The organism is Archangium minus (genome assembly GCF_044360475.1).
Taxonomy (GTDB): Bacteria; Myxococcota; Myxococcia; order Myxococcales; family Myxococcaceae; genus Archangium; species Archangium minus.
This window is the reverse complement of sequence record NZ_CP043494.1, coordinates 4,381,526-4,400,929: the sequence shown is the minus strand read 5'-3', so window position 1 is coordinate 4,400,929 and position 19,404 is coordinate 4,381,526. Positions and strand designations below refer to the sequence as shown.

Here is a 19,404-nt window from a genome sequence, read left to right as displayed (position 1 = left end):
CAACTGGAAGCGCGGTTGCCAGGCGTGGACATGGTGTTCCAGTTCTGGAACGCTCGAGGCCATGTTCGACCTGGACCTGACCGATCTGCGTGCATTCGCGCGCATCGCCGACTTGAAGAGTGTCTCGGCTGCCGCGCGAGCGTTGAATATGCCTAAGTCGTCTGTCAGCCGTTCACTCGCCCGGCTGGAGGCCGTCGTGGGCACCGCGCTGGTGGAACGCTCCAACCGCCATTTGCGGCTCACGGAAGCGGGCGCGCTGCTGTATCCACATGCATTGCGGATCATGAACGACGTTGACGAGGCCGAGACCGCGCTGGGGGGCTTCGTCGGCGTACCGCGTGGCACTCTGCGGGTGAGCGCGCCGCTTGCGTACGCCCATACCTTTATCGCGCCGATGCTGCCGGCGTTTCTCGCGAGCTACCCCGAGCTCCGGGTGGTGCTCGACCTCAACCATCGCAACGTCGATATGGTCGCCCAGGAAATCGATGTGGTGGTCCGTATGGGTCCACTCGTCGATTCCGGACTTGTCGCGCGCCGTCTACCGCCGCTGGAGATATGGCTTTGCGCCAGCCCCTCCTATCTCGAGGCGCGAGGGACGCCCACCTCGGTCGCGGACCTGGCGGCTCACGACTTCATCGACAGGATCGACGGGACGACGGAGTGGACGTTCGATACGCCCGGCCGTGGAAAAGAGCATGTTTCCATCTACCCGCGTGTGGTTTCCCCGGAGCCCACGGTAGGGTTGGTGATGCTGATGGGCGGAGCGGGCATTGGCAGGCTACCGCGCTTCATGGCCGAGAAGGCGATTGCCGCGGGTGAGCTGGTGCGCGTGCTCCCCGCGACGAGACCGGGCACGACCGAGGTCAACGCCCTGTATCCGAGCCACCGAAGCCTCTCGGCCAAGGTGCGCGTCTTCATCGACGCGCTCGCGGCCCACCTCGGGGGCAAGAAGCCTCGAGGATGAGGTGTCAGTCGTGGCTTCTGGGGCTCCGCACCGTGACGTCTGGATACACGGGGGTGAACACGGGCACGGATACCCTCACCCCGTCCCTCTCCCAGAGGGCGAGGGGAGATTGCTCCCACATGTCCTCCACGGATTTGTTCACCACTTGCCAGCGGCGGGGGCTCCCAGCACACTGACTCCCGTCAGTGGGGGCGCCAGGGCCGGGCGCACACTCGCCTGGAGGCCGTCGTGAGGCGCTGGAATGGTTGGGGACTCGCTGCCGTCAGCTACCCGCTGCCGGATGCCACCGCGGCTGTCCTCGCGGAACGTATCGGGCCCGGGACTCCGCCCCGAGATGCCTCGCTCGCCGAGGTGCTCTCCTCCGTCCCTCCCTCTCGCCTCCCCCCCCACCCGCTCGTCTCCACCGAGCCCGAGGTCCGTCTCCGCCACGCTCGCGGTCAGAGCTTCCCCGACCTCATCGTCCTGCGCAGCGGCCGCGTCCCCGCCTTCCCCGATGGGGTCGCCTTTCCTCGCGATGCTGAAGAAGTACGCGCGCTGTTCTCCTACGCTCGCGACGCAGGCGCCCGCCTCATCCCCTACGGCGGTGGCACCAGCGTCGTCGGCCACGTCAACGTCGCTCCCGGTGACGCCCCCATCCTCACCGTCTCCCTCGAGCGCCTCCAGCAGCTCCACTCGCTCTCCGCGGAGGACCGGCTCGCCACCTTCGGCGCCGGCGTGAGCGGCCCCCGGCTCGAGGACGCCCTGCGAGCCCGCGGCTACACGCTCGGGCACTTCCCCCAGTCCTTCGAGCTGTCCACGCTCGGTGGATGGATCGTCACCCGCTCGCGCGGGCAGCAGTCTCTCGGCTACGGGCGCATCGAGAACCTCTTCGTCGGAGGACGACTCGAGTCCCCCGCCGGCACCGTGGTGCTCCCCTCCTTCCCCGCCAGCGCCACCGGGCCGGACCTGCGTGAGTTCGTCCTCGGCTCCGAGGGACGCATGGGCATCCTCACCGAGGCCACGGTGCGCATCTCCCCGTTGCCCGAGCGCGAGGAGTTCCACGCCCTCTTCTTCCCCGACTGGGAGTGCGCCCGCACCGCCGTGCGCGAGCTGGTGCAGAGCGGCACGCCCCTGTCCATGCTGCGCCTGAGCACGCCCCAGGAGACGGCCATCAACCTGGCCCTGTCCGGCCACCCGCGCATGGTGCGGGTGCTGTCCGGTTCCCTCTCCCTGCTTGGCGTTGGCTCGGACGGCTGCATGCTCGTGCTCGGCGTGTCCGGGAGCCGGCGCACCGTGGAGTCCGCGCAGCACACCGCCATGGGCCTCGCGGGCCGGCACGGCGGGGTGCGCGTACCCCTGCTGGGACAGAAGTGGCTGAAAGGCCGCTTCCGCGCCCCCTACCTGCGCAACGCCGCCTGGGAGCGCGGCTGGGGCGTGGACACCGTGGAGACGGCCACCTCCTGGAGCAACGTGCCCCGCCTGCTCGCCGCCGTCGAGGACGCCCTGCGCGGAGCCCTCGTGGACCAGGGCGAGCGGGTACTTGTCTTCACCCACCTGTCACACGTGTACGCGACCGGCTCCAACCTCTACACCACGTTCATCTTCCGCTTGGGGAAGGATGCCGAAGAGACCCATGCACGCTGGCTCGCGCTCAAAACAGCCGCCAGCCGCGCCATGGCCGCCCACGGCGGAACCATCAGCCATCAACACGGCGTGGGCACGGACCACCGGCCCTGGTTGGAAGCGGAGAAGGGCGCACTCGGCCTCTCCGCCATCCGGCAGATGTTGGGAACATTCGATCCATCGGGCCTGCTCAATCCGGGCAAGCTCGTCTGAGACTGGCAGTCGGGGGGAGTCGTCACACCATGTCCGCATTCACTGAACGAGAGACGCTCTGGGGAGCGCTGGCAGCGCCCTGGGATTTGATCATCATCGGAGGCGGCATCACCGGCGCCTCCGTGCTGCGCGAGGCCACCCGCGCCGGCTTGAAGGCCCTGCTCGTCGAGCAGCGCGACTTCGCCTGGGGCACCTCGAGCCGCTCCAGCAAGCTCGTCCACGGAGGCCTGCGCTACCTCGCCAACGGCGATGTGCCCCTGGTCCGCCAGTCCATCCGCGAGCGCCAGCGGCTCCTGGCCGAGGGCAACGGACTGGTGCAGCCCCTCGACTTCATGCTCGCCAGTCACCCCCGCGAGGGCGGCAAGCACTGGCAGGGCCGCGCCGGTATCTTCGTGTACGAGCTGCTCACCGGCCGCTGGCCTCGCGGCAACCACGCTACCGCCCAGCTGCGCGAGCTGGAGCCCTCGCTCGTGCAGGAGGAAGGACTCATCGGTGTGCCCTATGACGAGGCCTGGGTCGATGACGCGCGGCTCGTGCTGCGCATCCTCCGCGAGGGAGTGGCCGCGGGAGGCTCCGCGCTCAACCACGTGCGCGTCACCGGCCTGCTCCGCGAAGACGGCCGCGTCACGGGCGTCGAGCTGATGGACACTGTCGGGCAGCGCTCCGCCACCGTCCGCGCCCGCGCCGTCGTCAATGCCACGGGCGTATGGGCGGACTCGGTGCGCGCGCACCTGTCCGCGGCCCCCAAGCTGCGCCCCCTGCGCGGCAGCCATCTCGTCTTCTCGTCCCAGCGCTTCCCCCTCGCCCACGGCATCAGCTTCCGGCACCCGCGCGGTGACCGCTTCGTGTGCGTCATGCCCTGGGAGGACTCCACGCTTGTCGGCACCACGGACCTGGACCACCACCCCTCGCTGGACCAGGAGCCCTCCATCTCCTCCGAGGAGGTGGCCTACCTCCTGGAGGCGGTGGAGTCCCGCTTCCCCGCGCTGAAGCTCACCCTCGACGACGTGGTGTCGTGCTACGCCGGGGTGCGGCCCGTCATCTCCTCCGGCGCGAGCGACCCGTCCAAGGAGTCCCGCGAGCACCTCGTCCTCAAGGAGGAGGGGCTCGTCACCGTCACCGGCGGCAAGCTCACCACCTGCCGCGCCATCGCGCACGATGCCCTGCGCGCCCTCCGCCGCCAGATTCCCGAGCTGGCCTCGTTGGAGCCGGAAGGGCCCTTCCTCGGCACGCCTCCCTCGCTGGAGGACGCACCCCTCTCCCCAAAGGCCCGCATGCGCCTGCAAGGGCGCTACGGAGCGGACGCGCCCGCGCTGGTGGCCATGGCCCGTCCCGGCGAGCTCGAATCCGTCCCCGGCACCTCCACGCTCTGGGCGGAGCTGCGCTGGGCGGCGCGCAACGAGAACGTCGTCCACCTGGATGACCTGCTGCTGCGGCGCGTGCGGCTGGGGCTGCTGCTGCCCCGGGGCGGCGAGGCGCACCTGTCCGCCATCCGCACCCTCTGCCAGCAGGAGCTGGGCTGGGACGACGCGCGCTGGGAGTCCGAGGCCCGCGCCTACCTGACCCTCTGGCGCACCCACTACGCGCTGCCCGAGCAACCCCGCCTGCCCGCGGGCGGCGAGCTCCTGCCCGCGCAGCTTGAGAAGGCCCCCGAGAGGCCGCGTCTCCGGCTCGCCACGTCCCAGTCGAGTCTGGTGCGGCTGCAGACGGTGAACCTCCAGGGCGGCCCCGTCCACTACGCCGACTACGGCGGGAGCGGGCCCACGCTGGTGATGCTGCACGGCCTGGGCGGCTGTTACCTCAACTGGCTGCCCGCCGCGCCACTGCTGACGAAGCACGCGCGGGTGCTCGCGCTGGACCTCATCGGCTTCGGGCGAACGCCCATGGCCGGGCGCTCCGTCGGCGTGGCGAGCCAGCAGCAAATGCTCCAGCACTTCCTCACGGAGGTGGTGGGCGGGCCCGCGGTGCTGGTGGGCAACTCCTGGGGTGGACTGGTAGCGCTCGCCCACGCGGCGCAGGCACCGGAGACGACGGCGGGGCTCGTGCTCGTCAGCCCCGCGCAGCCACCCCCGCGCGGCACGCGGTTGGATCCGGTGCAGGCCGCTCGGCTCGTGCTGCACACGATGCCGGGCGTGGGCGAGTACATCGTGTGGCGCGATGGAAAGCGGAGCGGTGCGCGCGGCCTCTTCATGGACCTGCTCACCCTGGGGTGCGCGGACGTGCGGCGCGTCCCCCAGGAGGTGGTGGAGGAGAACACGGCCCTCCTCGCCGAGCGCATGGAGCGCATGCCCCTGGGCCACTCCGCCAGCTACCTGCGGGCCACGCGCTCGATGATCCTCACGCTCCTGGGCCGCAACCGCTTCGAGTCCTGGGTGCGCGGTGTGCGTGCCCCCACACTGCTGGTGCATGGTCGGCAGGACCGACTGGTGCCCGTGGCCTCCTCGGAGGCTCTGGCCGCCCTGCGCCCGGACTGGAGCTTCGAGCCCATGGACGACATCGGCCACGTGCCCCAGATGGAGGACGCGTCCCGCTTCGTCGAGCGGATGACGCGCTGGATGGACAAGTCCCTGTACGGGCGCCGCCCTGCCCTCTCCACTGGAGAGGAGTCCCCGCAGCTCATCGCCGGACTCGCCACACGTTAGGCGCCAGACGGCCCCCCCAGGCGGCTCACCCGTCACGGAGCCGTCACACCCCCTTTGAGAAAAGATGCGCCGGGCGTGGCCGGAAGCTCTCTGCCCACGTCCAAGCAAGAGGGGGAGTCGTCCACATGCCGTCCGCCGTACCGTCCGAGCCGCTCCGCCGTCCTCGCATCAACAAGGCCATCGTCGCCTACATGGTGGTGGTGCACGGGCTCGCTGCTTCCGCCTTCTGGCTGCCCTGGCCCCCCTATGCCCTGCCTATGGCGCTCACGCTGTACGTGAGCATCGGGCTCGGCACCACGGTGGGGCTGCACCGGCTGCTCAGCCACCGTGCCTTCCGCTGCCCCCGCTGGGTCGAGTACGCGCTCGTCACCGTGGCCATGCTCACCGGCCAGGGCAGCCCCCTCCTTTGGGCCGCCACCCACCGCATCCACCACGTCCACACCGACCTGCCCCAGGACGTCCACTCCCCCGTGCGCGGCTTCTGGTACTCGCACATGGGGTGGATCCTCGATGACGACTCGACGGACTCCCAGGCGTGGCGCACGTACTGCCGAGACCTCGCCCACGACCGCTACTACTACTGGCTGCTGCGCTACCGGATGGTGCCCCAGGTGCTCGCGGTGGTGCTCGTCGGCGTGACGCTCGGCTGGAGCGTGGTGCCTGCCTGCTTCTTCCTCCCCGTGGTGTGCTGGATGCAGAGCACCTACTGCGTGAACTCGGTGTGCCACGTGAAGACCTTCGGCTTCCGCGCCCACGACACGCGCGACCTCAGCCGTAACGTGTGGTGGGTCTCCGTGCTCGCGCTCGGCGAGGGCTGGCACAACAACCACCATGCATTCCCGGGCTCGGCGCGGCACGGCCAGGCCTGGTGGCAGTTGGATCCAGGCTGGGCCTTCATCCGGCTGCTGAGCTGGCTCGGCCTCGCCTGGGACGTGCGGCTCCCCGGCCAGCGAGCCCCCGACTCCCAGCAACAAGCCCCGACGGTCTGAGAGCCTTCCTTCCAGAGAGAGACAACCCCATGCGGATCGCCGTCATCTCCACCTATACGCATCCGACCCGGCAACGGATCAAGGAGCCGTCCATCATGCAGTCCTCGGTGCCCGAGCTCATCGCCGGGCTCTGCCCCGAGGACGCCGACATCGAGCTCTACAACGAGAAGGAGCTCGACATCCCGCTCGACCGGGACTGGGATCTCGTCTTCTTCTCGTACCTGCACTCCTACTACGAGCACACCAAGGTGCTCTCCACGCTCTTCCGCCAGCGCGGCATTGTGACGGTGGCGGGCGGGCGGCACGCGAGCCACTTCCCCGACGACTGCGAGCAGTACTTCGACGCCGTCATCACCGGCGAGCCCGAGCCCAACGTCCCCACGCTCGTGGCGGACTTCCAGAAGGGGCAGCTCAAGAAGCGCTACGGCCTGAGCGCCAAGGGCGTCACGGACATCCGGCCGTACCGGTACGAGCTCATCGACTTCTCGCACAACAAGGTGCGCCTGCCGGGCATCGAGGCCTCGCGGGGCTGCCCCTTCAGCTGCAACTTCTGCGTGCTCACCGGGCACGAGCGCTACCGCTACCGCCCCATCCCCCAGGTCATCGACGAAATCCAGACGCGCATGCGCTGGAACAAGAACTTCTTCGGGCTGATGGATGACGCGTTCGTCTTCCTGGACAACAACCTGGGGGGCTCGCCCAAGTACCTGCGCGAGCTGTGCGAGGCGCTCATTCCCCTCAAGAAAACGTGGGGCTGCGCGCTCACCTTCAACGTGCTCAAGGACGAGTCGCTGGTGAAGCTGATGGGCCGCGCCGGCTGCCGCTACATCTACACCGGCCTGGAGTCACTCAACCCCGAATCCATCGAGGCCATGAACAAGGGCCAGAACAAGCTGTCCGAGGTGAACGCCGTCATCCAGCGCGCGTTCTCCAGCGGCATCCTGCTCTCGTTCGGGCTCATCGTCGGCTCGGACGGGGACACCAACGAGTACCTGGAGAAGGTGCCCCAGTACCTCGCGGACCTGCGCTACTTCTCCATCACCTTCCTGGGCATCGTCAGCCCCTACCCGGAGACGCCCTTCTTCCGCGAGGTGGCCTCCGAGGGTCGCCTGCTGCCCGGCACCATCAGCCGCGACTACGACGGCTACACGCTGTGCCACCGTCCGAAGAACCTGCACCCCTCGGAGGTGGTGGAGCACTTCCAGCGGCTGTGCCACACGCTCGGCAGTCTCCCCAACATCGCCCGGCACTACTGGTCCAAGCTCGCGATGAGCGACATGCCCCGCTACCGCAGCACCATCCTCTTCTCGGGGCCGGAGATCCTCAGCATCCGCAACCCGGTGAAGAACTCCTCGCGGCGCTACATCGCCGGCATGGATCCGCTCGAGGCGTGGGACGCGCAGCAGATGGTGCGGCTGGGACTCGAGCCCCAGCGCATCGGCCCACCGGGCTCCGGGCGTTTTCATCCAAACAGACTCCCAAGCTGACTCGGTCATGATTCACCCGGTGTGACGCCTTTCACCGAGACGAAGTGAGGTTTCTCACAGCACCAGAGCCAGGACTCCCCTATCAATTGTGCAACGTCCGCCACACCGGGCGGACGGGGAGGCGAACGATAAAGAGTGGCTCCATATTCGGTCTGATGATTGCTATCGAGTCCTTTGACACCTTCCCAGGAGGAGTCCTGCGGGTGTGTCGATGTCTTGGCCTCCATCGGGCAGAATTTGTACACGGTGTTCTCACTTACGATAGGGGTTGCATTATGTCTAGCAATGCAAACACTTGCTTACATCGTGCACAACTGTCGAGCCGAAAGGACGTGTGCGGATGAGTGCGACGAAGAAGGGTGAACTCTCTTTCTCTCCAGAGGCACTGAGAGCGAAGTACCGGAGCGAGCGTGAGAAGCGACTGCGCCCCAACGGCAACACCCAGTACATCCCCCTGAAAGGCATCTACGCGGACTTCGACAAGGATCCCTACGTCGAGCCCGGCTTCACCCGTCCGGCGCTGACGGAGAAGCTCGACGTGCTCATCGTCGGCGGAGGCTTTGGCGGCATGCTGGCGGCGGTGCGGCTGCGCCAGGCCGGCGTCCACTCCTTCCGCATCGTCGAGAAGGGCGGCGACTTCGGCGGCACCTGGTACTGGAACCGCTATCCGGGCGCCGCCTGTGACGTGGAGTCCTATATCTACCTGCCGCTGCTGGAGGAGACCGGCTACATCCCCAAGGAGAAGTACGCCAAGGCGCCGGAGATCTTCGCCCACTGCCAGCGCATTGGCCGGCAGTTCGACCTCTACAAGGCGGCGCTGTTCCAGACCCTGGTCGAGCAGATGGATTGGGACGAGGACGCCCGGCGCTGGAACGTCACGACCAACCGGGGCGACCGGCTCGCTGCGCGGTTTGTCATCATCGCGGGCGGCATCCTCCACAAGGCGAAGCTGCCCGGCATCCCGGGCATCGAGACCTTCAAGGGCCACAGCTTCCACACGAGCCGGTGGGACTATGCCTATACCGGCGGCGGTCCCACGAGCCGCATGGCCCGGCTGGCCGACAAGCGCGTGGGCATCATCGGAACGGGCGCGACCGCGGTCCAGGCGATTCCCCACCTCGGTGCTTCGGCCAAACAGTTGTACGTCTTCCAGCGCACACCCTCGGGCATCGGCGTGCGCAACAACCAGCCGACCGACCCGGAATGGGTGAAGACGCTCAAGCCTGGCTGGCAGCAGGAGCGCATCCGCAACTTCACCGCGCGCGTCTCCGGTCGCCAGACGGACGTTGACCTGGTGCGGGACGGTTGGACCTACATCTTCGATGATTCCGAGTTCCGCCGCGCGAAGACTCCTGAGGAGGCGGCCGAGCTGCGCCAGCTGGCTGACTTCCGCAAGATGGAGGAGATCCGCGCTCGGGTGGCCGCCATCGTCAAGGATCCGGTGACGGCCGAGGCGCTCAAGCCCTACTACTACCAGCTGTGCAAGCGGCCCTGCTTCCACGACGAATACCTGGATACGTTCAACCGCCCCAACGTCCAGCTCGTGGATACCGATGGCAAGGGCGTGGAGCGGATCACCCCCACCGGCGTGGTGGTCAAGGGCAAGGAATACCCGGTCGATTGTCTGGTCTACGCCTCGGGCTTCGAGGTCTCGAGTGATTACACCGGGATGCTGGGCTTCGACATCCGCGGGCGCGGCGGCAGGTCCCTGCGAGACAGCTGGGCCAACGGTCCGGCGACGTTGCATGGCATGCACAGTCGCGGCCATCCGAACCTGATGATGTTCAGCACCATCCAGAGCGGTTGGGCGATCAACTTCGTTCACATCCTCGACGAGCAGTCGCAACACGCCGCCTACATCATCGAGCGTTGCCTGAAGCGTGGCATCGAAGCGATTGAGCCCTCGGAGCAGGCGCAGCAACAGTGGTGGGAGGTGATCCTCGGCCGTCTCAAGATGGGTTCCGCCTTAGGGGGTCCCGAGTGCACGCCCGGCTACTACAACAACGAGGGGGCCAAGCCGGGCCCGAACGAGATGCGCTACGCCTCCTTCGGGGGAGACACGCTCGCGTTCATCGACGTCCTGCGCACGTGGCGCCAGGGCGAGGAACTCGCGGGCCTGGAGCTCACCAGGTCCCTGGGCTGAAATGCCTGATACCTCAGCGATGAACGTGCTCTTGAGGGGAACTCGCTAGCGAACCGCGGGCCCGGGCCTTACACAGTGCCCACCCATGAGCCCCCGCGAGTTCCCCGTATGAAGCAAGCCTCGCTGTCCCTCCTCGTGCTCTGCCTCACCTTCGCCCTGTCCGGCTGCGCGCTTCCCGCGCCCACCTCGGGCAAGTTGCTGCGCACCGGGCCCACTCCCGTCTCCGAGGCCCTCTTCCAGGTGCGCGCCCGTCACACGGACCTCGTGTCCGTGCGCGTCCTCTTCCCCTCGGACGCCGAGGGCCACCCCGCCCGGCCCGCCGATGGTGCGCCTCTGCCCGCGCTCGTCCTCGTCCACGGCGGCCTCGTGCCTCCCGAGGACTACCTCTGGCTCGCCGAGTCCCTCGCCGCACGCGGCTACGTCGTCGCGCTGCCCTCGCACCCGCTCGACCTGCCGCTGTCCGCCATCGACAACGGCCACTTCGCCCGGGAGCTCCTCACCTCTCCCCCCGAGGGCTCGCTCCTCGAGGGCCTCGTCCACCCCTCCCGCATCGCCGTCGCCGGCCACTCCCTCGGCGGCGTCGTGTCCGCCAAGCTCGCCCTCGACGGAGGCTTCACCGCCCTCGCCCTGCTCGCCAGCTACCCTGACCCGGCCGACTCCGAGCGCATCCCCTCGCTCGCCATGCCCTCGCTCTCGCTGGCCGGCGAGCTGGACTGCCTCTCGACGCTGCCCCGCGTCCGTGACGACGCCTCCCGGCTCCCCGCGCCCTCGGTGCTCGCCGTCCTTCAGGGCGTCACCCACTTCCAGTTCACCTCCAGCGACCAGCGCGACGTGGAGGACGGCTGCGCGCCCACCGTGCCGCTCGACACCGCGCACGAGCGCATCGCCGAGGTCCTCTCGCGCTTCCTCCGCGCCGCGCTCGCCGGACAGGGCACCGGCGCCGATGACATCCGCCAGGTGCCCGGTACGGAGGTGACCGCGCGATGAAGGCCCTCGTCTTCTCCAGTGCGCTGCTGCTCGCCTCGGTGGCCACCGCCGAGGCCCCCGTCCTCACCACCCGTGGCCGCGTGGACGCCTCGCACCTGACTCTGCTCGCGGGCCCCCAGGGCGTGGGCCTGGGCTTCCTCCTCGCCGCTCCACTCGAGCCCGAGTCCAGGCCCACCGCCTTCGGCGGCGAGCTCTTCGTCCTCCCCTCCACCGGTGTGCTGGAATTGCGCGGCGCCGGCCAATGGCAGCTCACCTCGGACGAGGGTGTCTTCCAGGCCTCGGCACAGCTCGGGCTCACCACCTACGGTGTCCTGCGTGGCCCCGCGGACCTGGGCCTCGGGCCGCACGCGGGCCTCACCGCGAGCCTCGGTGGCCCCCGCCTCGAAGGCTTCCTCGGCGCCCAGGCCGGAGTCGAGGCCTTCCTGCGCACCGGCGGCCCCCGGGTTCCCCTGCGCGCACTGCTCGGCGCGCGCGGACGGCTGGGACCCTGGGGCCTCGCCCTCACCGCTCGCGCCGGGATGGACCTCGAGCGCGGCCTCTCCGCCACCTGGCGCGGCGATGTGCTGCTCGCCCTGAGCTGGTACGGCCGCTTCGTCGAAGTGCCTCCGGAAGCCTCGGCGCCGACCCTGGACGTGAAGTAGGCGCGCCCGTAAGCGCCACCGTCTTCAGTGGAACGTCCGGTCTTACCGCTGGGCGCCCACAGTACTCCCCAGCGCTTTCAGGCGTTCAACCGCGTTGCCGTTTTTCGGGTTCAGTTCCAGGGAGCGCCGATAGTTGCGGATCGCCTGGTCACGGTCCCCCGTCTTTTCCTGCGCTTCGGCCAGACTGTCGAACAGATTTGCGTTGTCTGGATAGACGTGGACGCCGAGCTTGAAGATCTCCACCGCATCCTTGCCTCGACCGCCGCGCAGCAGCTGGTAGCCCCATGAGTTGATCTGCGAGTCCTCGAGCCGGAAGGTTGCGGACTTCGCATGCAGCGCGTCGTAGGTGGGGATGGCCCGCGCGAAGCCTTCCTTGCCCAGCGTACGCACGAACGTTTCCAGTGTGGGTGGCGTGTCGTCGCCGCGGCGCACGTCGAGCGTCAGCATGTGGCGGGGTACCTTGTTCGCGGCGGCGGAATTGTTCATGAAGGTGCGCGCGGCCGTATCGTTCTTCAGGTAGGCATCGAGGAACTGGTGGACGTAGCGCGCCGTCCAGCTGTGCGCGAGCGCCGCCTCATCGCGCGAATACTCCTCGAACGCGCGCTCCGGCGCGAAGCGCAGGTGAATCGAGGAGAAGTCCGGGTGTGTCATCGGATGCATCGTCACGATATACACATCCGAATACTTCATCTGGTTCATCAGGTTGAAGCTGGTGTCGATCTGGCGCTGGTTGATGCTTTCGAGCGTGTCGGGGCGCCGCGCGACGTACAGCAGCGGCACCGCCAGACGCGCTGGCGTTACGTATTTCGCGGCGTCCTTGCCGCCGTTGACGAATTCGGGGAAGCCGCGCAGCGAGCCGTCCAGGCTGACCAGTGCGCCGATGCGGTCGTCCCTGGCTGCCGCCAGTACGTTCGCAAGTCCGCCCCAGCTGAAGCCGACGACGGCAATGCGGTTCATGTCCGCCTGCGGCATGGCCTGGGCGGTCGCGATCAGGAAGGCGATATCGGCCGCCTGCGTTTCCAGGCCCTCCAGGTCGACCGTCATCCAGCGCGTGCGCGCTCCCAGCGAGGCGCTGGACAGCACGACGTAGCCCTGGCTCGCGAGGTATTCGCACAGGTCTACGTTCTCTGCGGCGCTGGCGCTGAAGCTCGGCGCGTAGATCACGACCGGATATTTGCCTGGCAGTGCCGGGGCATCGCGCACCGCCCACATCGGCTTCGCGAGTGCGCCATGCGACGGGTCGGCGCCCTGGCTCGCGAGCCAGATGTCGGTTGCGCTGCGCACCGCCTGCGCGTCGGCCGTGAAGTTCACCTCGGTCGCGATCGTCTCCATATACTGGCGGTAGGTCACGGGTTTGCCCTGGCGCCGCGTGGGATACCAGCTCAGCACCTGCATCGGACGCGCACGCTCACCCTGGGTGGCCGCACCCGTGATCGGGTCCACGCGCAGCTTGTACACGCGCGAGTAATCGTACCTCTGGCTGACCGTCAGGCCGACGCCGTGCGGGCCCTGCTGGTTCGAAAACGTAAAATCGGCTGCGGCGCTGGTGGCGCTCGCCATCATGAGGAGCAGTACTGGGAGTAGTCGGGACATGTTCGAAGGGCAGTATAAACTTGCCAAAAACCAAATCCATAAGTGCTGCATCAGGCGCAAAAAATTTCGCGGACCGCGCCCACATGGCCTCACGGCCTGCGGCTCTCGGAGCTGCCCCGCGACCGTGGCTTCGGAGGATTTGAATTTCCCATGACACTCCTCGTCCGACGCGGCCAATCCAGAAACCGCGAGCGCGCGTGACCGGCTGCTTCGGGACAGGGACTCATGACCTCCGTGCTGAGACGAGTGCTGACAGGGCTGTTGATGACGTGCGTGGTACTGGAAGGGTGCGGCGACCCGGCCCCGGAGTTCGCCCAGGCCACGCGTCCCCTTCAGGGAAATCCGCGGCTGGCCGCGACGCTGGTGAAGGACCTCTGGGCGGGCGCTCCCGGCTCCAATCCTACTGTTCTGGGCGAAGCCAATGGGGTGGTGTTCTTCACCCCCACCGCCCCTACTCCGGGAGGGCTGTGGAGGAGCGATGGGACCGAGGCGGGCACCTTCCCACTCAAGGCCCTGACCCCCGCGGCCACCGACCGGTGGACCCCGTTCCGCGCGGCGAGCATGAACGGCACGCTCTACTTCGCCGCCAGTGACTCCGCGAACAGCGGCTTGTGGAAGAGCGATGGAACCGAGGCGGGCACCATGCTCGTCAAGGCAATGGCGGAGAGTGGGCCCTTCAGCTTCTCTCGCGTGAACGACACGCTCTTCTTCATCCTGGACAAGGGATCTCCCAAGGAGCTGTGGAAGACCGATGGCACGACCGGCGGCACGGTGTTCATCACGAGCGTGTCTTCGCACGCGAGCGACTCGGGAAACTCCCTGCTGACGAACGAGAACGGGACGAGCTACTTCGCCCACAAGTCGAGGACCACCGGCAACGAGCTGTGGAAGAGCGACGGAACACCCGAGGGCACCGTGCTCGTCAAGGACATCCGGCCGGGAGACGTGGGCTCCGCGCCCGAGCATTTCACGCTCGTGGGCGACACGCTCTACTTCACGGCCGACGACGGTGTCTCGGGGCGGGAGATCTGGAAGAGCGACGGCACCGAGGCGGGCACTGTGCGCGTGACGGACATGATCCGGGGCCCTGGCTCGGCCTCGCCCAGGGAGCTGACGGCCGTGGGCGACAGCCTCTACTTCACGGCGGATGACGCGGCTCACGGACGCGAGTTGTGGCGCCTGGCGATCGTCGATGACACGACGCCACCCGTGGTGACGTGTCCCGCGAACGTGACCGCCGAGGCCACGAGCGCCCAGGGCACGACCGTGAGCTACCCGCGTCCCACGGCCTCCGATGACCAGACCGCCACGCCCACGCTTTCGGCGATTCCTCCCAGCGGGAGCAACTTCCCGCTCGGCACCTCCCAGGTGAACGTCAACGTATTCGACGAGGCGGGCAACCACGCCACGTGCACCTTCACCGTCACCGTGCGCGACACCACCGCCCCCACCGTCACCTGTCCGGGCAACGTGGTGACCGAGGCAACAGGTGCCCAGGGCGCCACCGTGAACTACCCGCCTCCCGTGGCCACGGACCTCATCACCACCGCCTACTTCTCGGTGAACCATCCCAGCGGGAGCACCTTCCCTCTCGGCGCCACCCGGGTGACCGTCACCGCCCGCGACCAGGCGAAGAACAGCGCCACGTGCACCTTCACCGTCACCGTGCGTGACACCACCGCCCCTACCCTCACCTGCCCAGGCAACGTGGTGGCCGAGGCCACAGGTGCCCAAGGCGCCACCGTGAACTACTCGCCTCCCACGGCCACGGACCTCGTCTCCTCCGCCAGCCTCTCGGTGAACCACCCCAGCGGAAGCACCTTCCCGCTCGGTACCACCCCGGTGACCGTCACCGCCACGGACGCGGCCAACAACACCACGACCTGCGCCTTCACCGTCACCGTGCAGGACACCACCGCTCCCACCCTGTCTTGTCCGGCGGATGTCTCGGTGACGAACGCTCCCGCCGAGGGCCAGTCCGTCGACTTCCCGTCCGCGACCGCCTTGGACTCGGCGTCCACCGCCACGGTGAGTTACAGCCACGCCTCCGGCTCGCTCTTCGCGCCTGGTACCACCCAGGTGACGGTCCAGGCCACCGACGCCGCGGGCAACAGCGCCACGTGCTCCTTCCAGGTCCACGTGGAGGCCGCCAGTCCCGTCATCGAGCCCATGCCGCCCCCTGCCTCGGGCTGCGCGGTGGGCGGTGGCGCACCCCTGGGCCTGGGCTGGCTCGCGCTGCTCCTGCTCTCCAGGGGAGTGAACCGCCGCTTCACCATCAACCGCCGTTGATCGCGAGCCCAGGCGCTCTTCAGCCGCTTGAGCGTCGCTCGGTCGAGCCTGAACCACCTTGGGCTCGACCTTGATGGGTTCAGTTCTGCAGCAGGTACCCGAGCCGCCACTCCATCTGACCCAGTCCCTCGCAATCCGCTTGGTTCGAGGCGAAGTGGTGCATCTCCGTAGCGTTGTAGCACCGATACAGCGGAATCGTGTTCGGCTGCTGAGTCGTGTACACCCAGCCCGCCGTGCGAAGCCTTGTATACCCATTCGAGGAGCACTCGCCGTCACCCGTGAGCAGATGGTCAGGGTGCCCCGGCCACTGGCTCACACATTCCTCGAGCTTTGTCGTGTTCTGGGTGGAGGCAGGCCTGGTCATGAGAAAGCCAAGCGAACGCTCCCACGCATAGCTTGAGAAGTTTCCCGGAACCGGACCGGTCGTGGTCCAGCGGTCCTTGTTGCTCGCGCTGTACCAGCGACCGAGCTCGAGACCCACCTGCGGGTTCACCGGCTGTGGGGTCATGGTGACGAGCACTTCGCGCAGCACGAGGTAGCGCTTGTCGAATGCTTCGCCTGGCTGAAGGTAGACGTATGCCAACTGAAAGGCGTCGTCGAGCTGATTGCTCCCATCGTCAAAGTTCGTCGTTGACAGATAGGCCACCAGTTCGGTCGGGGCCGGCCGGGACCAGTTCACGTCATCGAGCGGAATGAGCGGCTCGGGCACGGTGGAGAAGGCCGTCTTGTCCGCCGAGAGTTGGAGTTTGACGCCACCGAACCAGCGGTCGGCGCTGAAGGCGGCCACCAGATTCTGCGACCGCCACCGGGCGACACTTTCCGATGCATCCAGGCCCGTTGCGTCTCCGCCCAAGCCGGGGGACGTCCAGACACCATTGAGAAACTTGTACCAGTTGCCGGGGGTGGGGTTGGCGAGCCTTGCTCTCGCGACAATCGTCTTCCAGTCCCGCAGCCGGAGGCAGTAGGCATAAAGCCAACCGTCCTGCCCGTTCACGATTCCGCAATCCCCCTCGCCGGTCGACATTCCGGCCGTGGGAGCATCCGTTCCGGTAAGGAACTGCCCGAGGGGGGTCCACGACATGCCGAAGTCAGCGGAGGTCGCCATGCCCATCGACTTATGGGTTTGGTTGAGGGCGTAGTTGCACGAGCGCTCCGCGTGGATGAACCCGTAGACCACCCCGCCGGACAGCTCGGTTCCGTTGAGCCACTGTCCACATTCGTTGTAGGTGCCCGCGGCTCCGGGAGCGAGAACGGGGGTTCGGGGGCCGCCCATCGACCAGGGATCCCGGCCATCGACGGCGTAGGTGTGGCCATTCGCCGTGAAGCCCCGGTAGCTTCCATCCGGAAGCCTGATCTCATTGAATTTGGTGTCGAGTTCGTCGGCCGCGGGACCTCGAGCAATCCCAGGGCGGCGAACACGGATCTTGATGCACTCGGTACAGATGCTTTGTGCACTTGCAACAGTGCTCGCGAGTAGACCTGCTATGGCAAGGACGGCTCTCGATCCCATGAAGGCTCCGTTGAAGAGAAACGAGCAGCTCAGTGGCACAGGCATCCGGATGAGTCAACGCAAGAGAGACAGCGGACAGTTGTCGACATTGCTCTGAAGGAGCCGTGATTGGCGACAATGGCCCTCACAGTGCAGGAGTAAAAGCAGACATGGTCGGTTTCGGCTCGGCGAACAACCCGATTCACGGTGGGCTTCTGGAGCTCCGCACCGTAACGGCTTGGGGCTCAACACCACGGCAGCCCGTGGGCAGGACACGGGAGAGACGCGCCGACATCCGACACGGCACGTCCCCCCGCGCCCTGCCCCTCACGGATACCTGATGAGAAGAGCGATCCTCACTGGCCTTGGGCTAGCCTTCTAGAAGCCACCCGCCTCCTGCAACCCAGCGTGACGAGCGCCATGAGCGTGCAATAGGCAACCAGCGGCCATGCCGTATCGCCAGGCAATAGAACCACCAGTGTCGTCCCCACCGCACCGACAATGAGGCTTTCGATGCAGTAATAGAGGGCGGTCGCCGTGCCGGCGACATGGCCAAAATCCTGGAGTGCGCCATTCGCCGTCACCGAACAGGTGAAGACAATACCTATCGCGATGAGCCACATCGGTGGGATGAAGACCCAGAAGGACGGAGTGGAGGTCAGCTCCCCCATCGCCAGGAGTGCCGCACCCAGGAGCAACAGTCCCATCCCTCGGACGAGGCTGCCTGCGTTTCCCCACCGCGCCACGAACAACTTGGCAAACCGCGTCGTCGCGATCATCACGAGCGCCACCGTGGCAAACACAAGGCTAAAGCCGAGCTGCGAAAAGCCGACCCGATCGATGAGGACGCGGGGTGCCGTCGAGAAGAAGACGAAGAACGCACCCATCGCCGCGCTGAACCCGAGCGTGTAGCTCCAGAAAGGGAGGTCGGTGAGAATCGGCCCGAACGCCACGTGCGCCCTGCTTCCGTGCAGGGGTCTCGTCTCGTGCCACTTTGGCAACGCATTTAGCGCAGCGATTCCAACGAGGACACCCAGCAGGAGGAAGTTGGCACGCCAGCCGAAATGATCGGCAATCAGCGCGCCGAGGACCGGTCCCAATGCCGGCACGAACGCCAGCATCGAACTGAACAGGCTGTAGATGACCGCTCCTTCTGGGCGATTCGCATAGACATCGCGCACCGTCGCAAAGGTGGCAACAAGTGCCGCTGCCGCCCCCAGCGCCTGGAGGACACGAAGGCCCACGAAGGTCGCCGCGGACGAGGTGCCGGCAAGCAGGAAAGAGGCAAGACCAAACAGAATCGCCCCCCCGAAGAGGACGGGTCGGCGCCCCATGCTGTCGGAGAGCGGCCCGAACACGAGTTGCCCCGCGCCCAGGACGACCATGTAGAGGCTCAGCGTCAACTGAACCACCGCGGGCGAGGTGGCGAGAATGGCCGGCATTGCCGGCACCACTGGCAGATAGAGGTCCATGGCCATCGACGCCAGCAGGTCGAATGGGGCCATCAGCAGCAGTGCTACAGGAAGCGAATGAGTCCAGACTGAATGGTTTTTTTGAGGCATGACGATACACCTGCGCAAATGAGGAACATTTGGCGGCGATCTGCCTCTCCAGGACGTGACTCGTGGATGTCTAGAGCAGATGGCCGCAACAACGACTTTCGTGGTTGTTGCGGCTCAACGGTCTGCAGAAGCGGTGTCCATGTCTGATACCCCAGGGATGAGCGCATCGTCCCCTATCTCCCAAGGCCGCGCAACGCCGCTCCTCCGCCGGGGAGCGCACAAACTCCTGCCCGGGCTCGCGCAGCGGATGCAGTATCGTTCTGGCCGTGAAAGAACTTTGTACCGCCAGACTCGTGCTGCGCCTTCCACAACCCGCGGACGCTGCCCCCCTTCTCCGGCACCTGCAGCACCCGGATGTCGCACGCTGGTGGCATGGGTACGACGCTCAGCGGGTCTGGGAGGAGCTCATCGCCGGTGAGGACGAGGAAACAACCAGGCTCGTCATCGAGCGCACCGCGGACGCGCAGGTGGCCGGCCTGGTGCAGTTCACCGAACACTCCGATCCCGACTACCGCCACGCAGGCATCGACCTGTTCCTCGGTCCTGAGTTCCAGCGGCAAGGACTGGGACAGGAGGCGATTCGCGCGGTGGTGGAGTACCTCATCGACGAGCGCCACCACCATCGCCTCGTCATCGACCCGGCCGTCACCAACGAGAGAGCAAGGGCCACCTATGCCAGGGTTGGCTTCCGGCTGGTCGGCGTGATGCGCGAGTACGAACGAGGAGCGGACGGCACCTGGCACGACGGCGCATTGATGGAGCTGCTTGCCCGCGACTACGTGCGCTGACAGCCCCGCCAGCAT

At 67.2% G+C, this 19,404-nt stretch carries 13 protein-coding genes; 10 read left to right on the top strand and 3 right to left on the bottom strand.

The annotated features are described in order from the left end of the window. Nucleotides 1-61: 61 nt before the first annotated feature. From F0U60_RS18155 to F0U60_RS18120, 8 genes are all read left to right on the top strand, one after another. Nucleotides 62-964: a LysR family transcriptional regulator gene (locus tag F0U60_RS18155; protein ID WP_395821494.1), complete on the top strand. Its 903-nt coding sequence runs from the start codon at nt 62-64 to the stop codon at nt 962-964. A gap of 228 nt (nt 965-1,192) precedes the next feature. Then, a complete protein-coding gene (locus tag F0U60_RS18150; protein WP_395821491.1) occupies nt 1,193-2,779 on the top strand; it encodes an FAD-binding oxidoreductase in 1,587 nt (528 codons plus the stop codon). 29 nt (nt 2,780-2,808) lie between these two features. Next, entirely contained in the window at nt 2,809-5,421 is a 2,613-nt protein-coding gene (locus tag F0U60_RS18145; protein ID WP_395821488.1) for an FAD-dependent oxidoreductase, read from the top strand. Nucleotides 5,422-5,546: 125 nt separating this feature from the next. Next, nucleotides 5,547-6,410 carry an acyl-CoA desaturase gene (locus F0U60_RS18140; RefSeq protein WP_395821485.1) on the top strand — a complete coding sequence of 288 codons (864 nt, stop codon included), beginning with the start codon at nt 5,547-5,549 and terminating at the stop codon, nt 6,408-6,410. Nucleotides 6,411-6,439: 29 nt separating this feature from the next. Further along, nucleotides 6,440-7,897, top strand: a complete 1,458-nt coding sequence (locus F0U60_RS18135) for a B12-binding domain-containing radical SAM protein (protein WP_395821482.1) — start codon at nt 6,440-6,442, stop codon at nt 7,895-7,897. A 340-nt stretch (nt 7,898-8,237) separates the two neighbouring features. After that, entirely contained in the window at nt 8,238-10,040 is a 1,803-nt protein-coding gene (locus F0U60_RS18130; protein WP_395821479.1) for a flavin-containing monooxygenase, read from the top strand. Between the two features lie 108 nt (nt 10,041-10,148). Beyond that, nucleotides 10,149-11,027: an alpha/beta hydrolase family protein gene (locus F0U60_RS18125; RefSeq protein WP_395821476.1), complete on the top strand. Its 879-nt coding sequence runs from the start codon at nt 10,149-10,151 to the stop codon at nt 11,025-11,027. After that, nucleotides 11,024-11,668 carry a hypothetical protein gene (locus F0U60_RS18120; RefSeq protein WP_395821473.1) on the top strand — a complete coding sequence of 215 codons (645 nt, stop codon included), beginning with the start codon at nt 11,024-11,026 and terminating at the stop codon, nt 11,666-11,668. The genes F0U60_RS18125 and F0U60_RS18120 overlap by 4 nt, the downstream gene beginning before the upstream one ends. A gap of 42 nt (nt 11,669-11,710) precedes the next feature. On the opposite strand, the gene F0U60_RS18115 is transcribed toward F0U60_RS18120, so the two are convergent. Beyond that, nucleotides 11,711-13,231 (bottom strand): dienelactone hydrolase family protein, encoded by a 1,521-nt coding sequence (locus tag F0U60_RS18115; RefSeq protein WP_395821470.1) that lies wholly within the window; start codon nt 13,229-13,231, stop codon nt 11,711-11,713. A gap of 255 nt (nt 13,232-13,486) precedes the next feature. Here F0U60_RS18115 and F0U60_RS18110 point away from each other — a divergent pair, with 255 nt between their 5' ends. After that, complete coding sequence (locus F0U60_RS18110) at nt 13,487-15,550, top strand: ELWxxDGT repeat protein (RefSeq protein WP_395821467.1); 2,064 nt, start codon at nt 13,487-13,489, stop codon at nt 15,548-15,550. Nucleotides 15,551-15,629: 79 nt separating this feature from the next. Here F0U60_RS18110 and F0U60_RS18105 read toward each other — a convergent pair whose 3' ends face one another. Both F0U60_RS18105 and cml read right to left on the bottom strand, forming a co-directional pair. Further along, nucleotides 15,630-17,060: a hypothetical protein gene (locus tag F0U60_RS18105; RefSeq protein WP_395821464.1), complete on the bottom strand. Its 1,431-nt coding sequence runs from the start codon at nt 17,058-17,060 to the stop codon at nt 15,630-15,632. 335 nt (nt 17,061-17,395) lie between these two features. Then, on the bottom strand, nt 17,396-18,601 hold the full coding sequence (gene cml / locus F0U60_RS18100; protein WP_395821460.1) for a CmlA/FloR family chloramphenicol efflux MFS transporter: 1,206 nt from the start codon (nt 18,599-18,601) through the stop codon (nt 17,396-17,398). Between the two features lie 266 nt (nt 18,602-18,867). Between cml and F0U60_RS18095 the strand changes: the two genes are divergently transcribed. Beyond that, complete coding sequence (locus F0U60_RS18095) at nt 18,868-19,389, top strand: GNAT family N-acetyltransferase (protein WP_395821457.1); 522 nt, start codon at nt 18,868-18,870, stop codon at nt 19,387-19,389. Nucleotides 19,390-19,404: the final 15 nt, after the last annotated feature.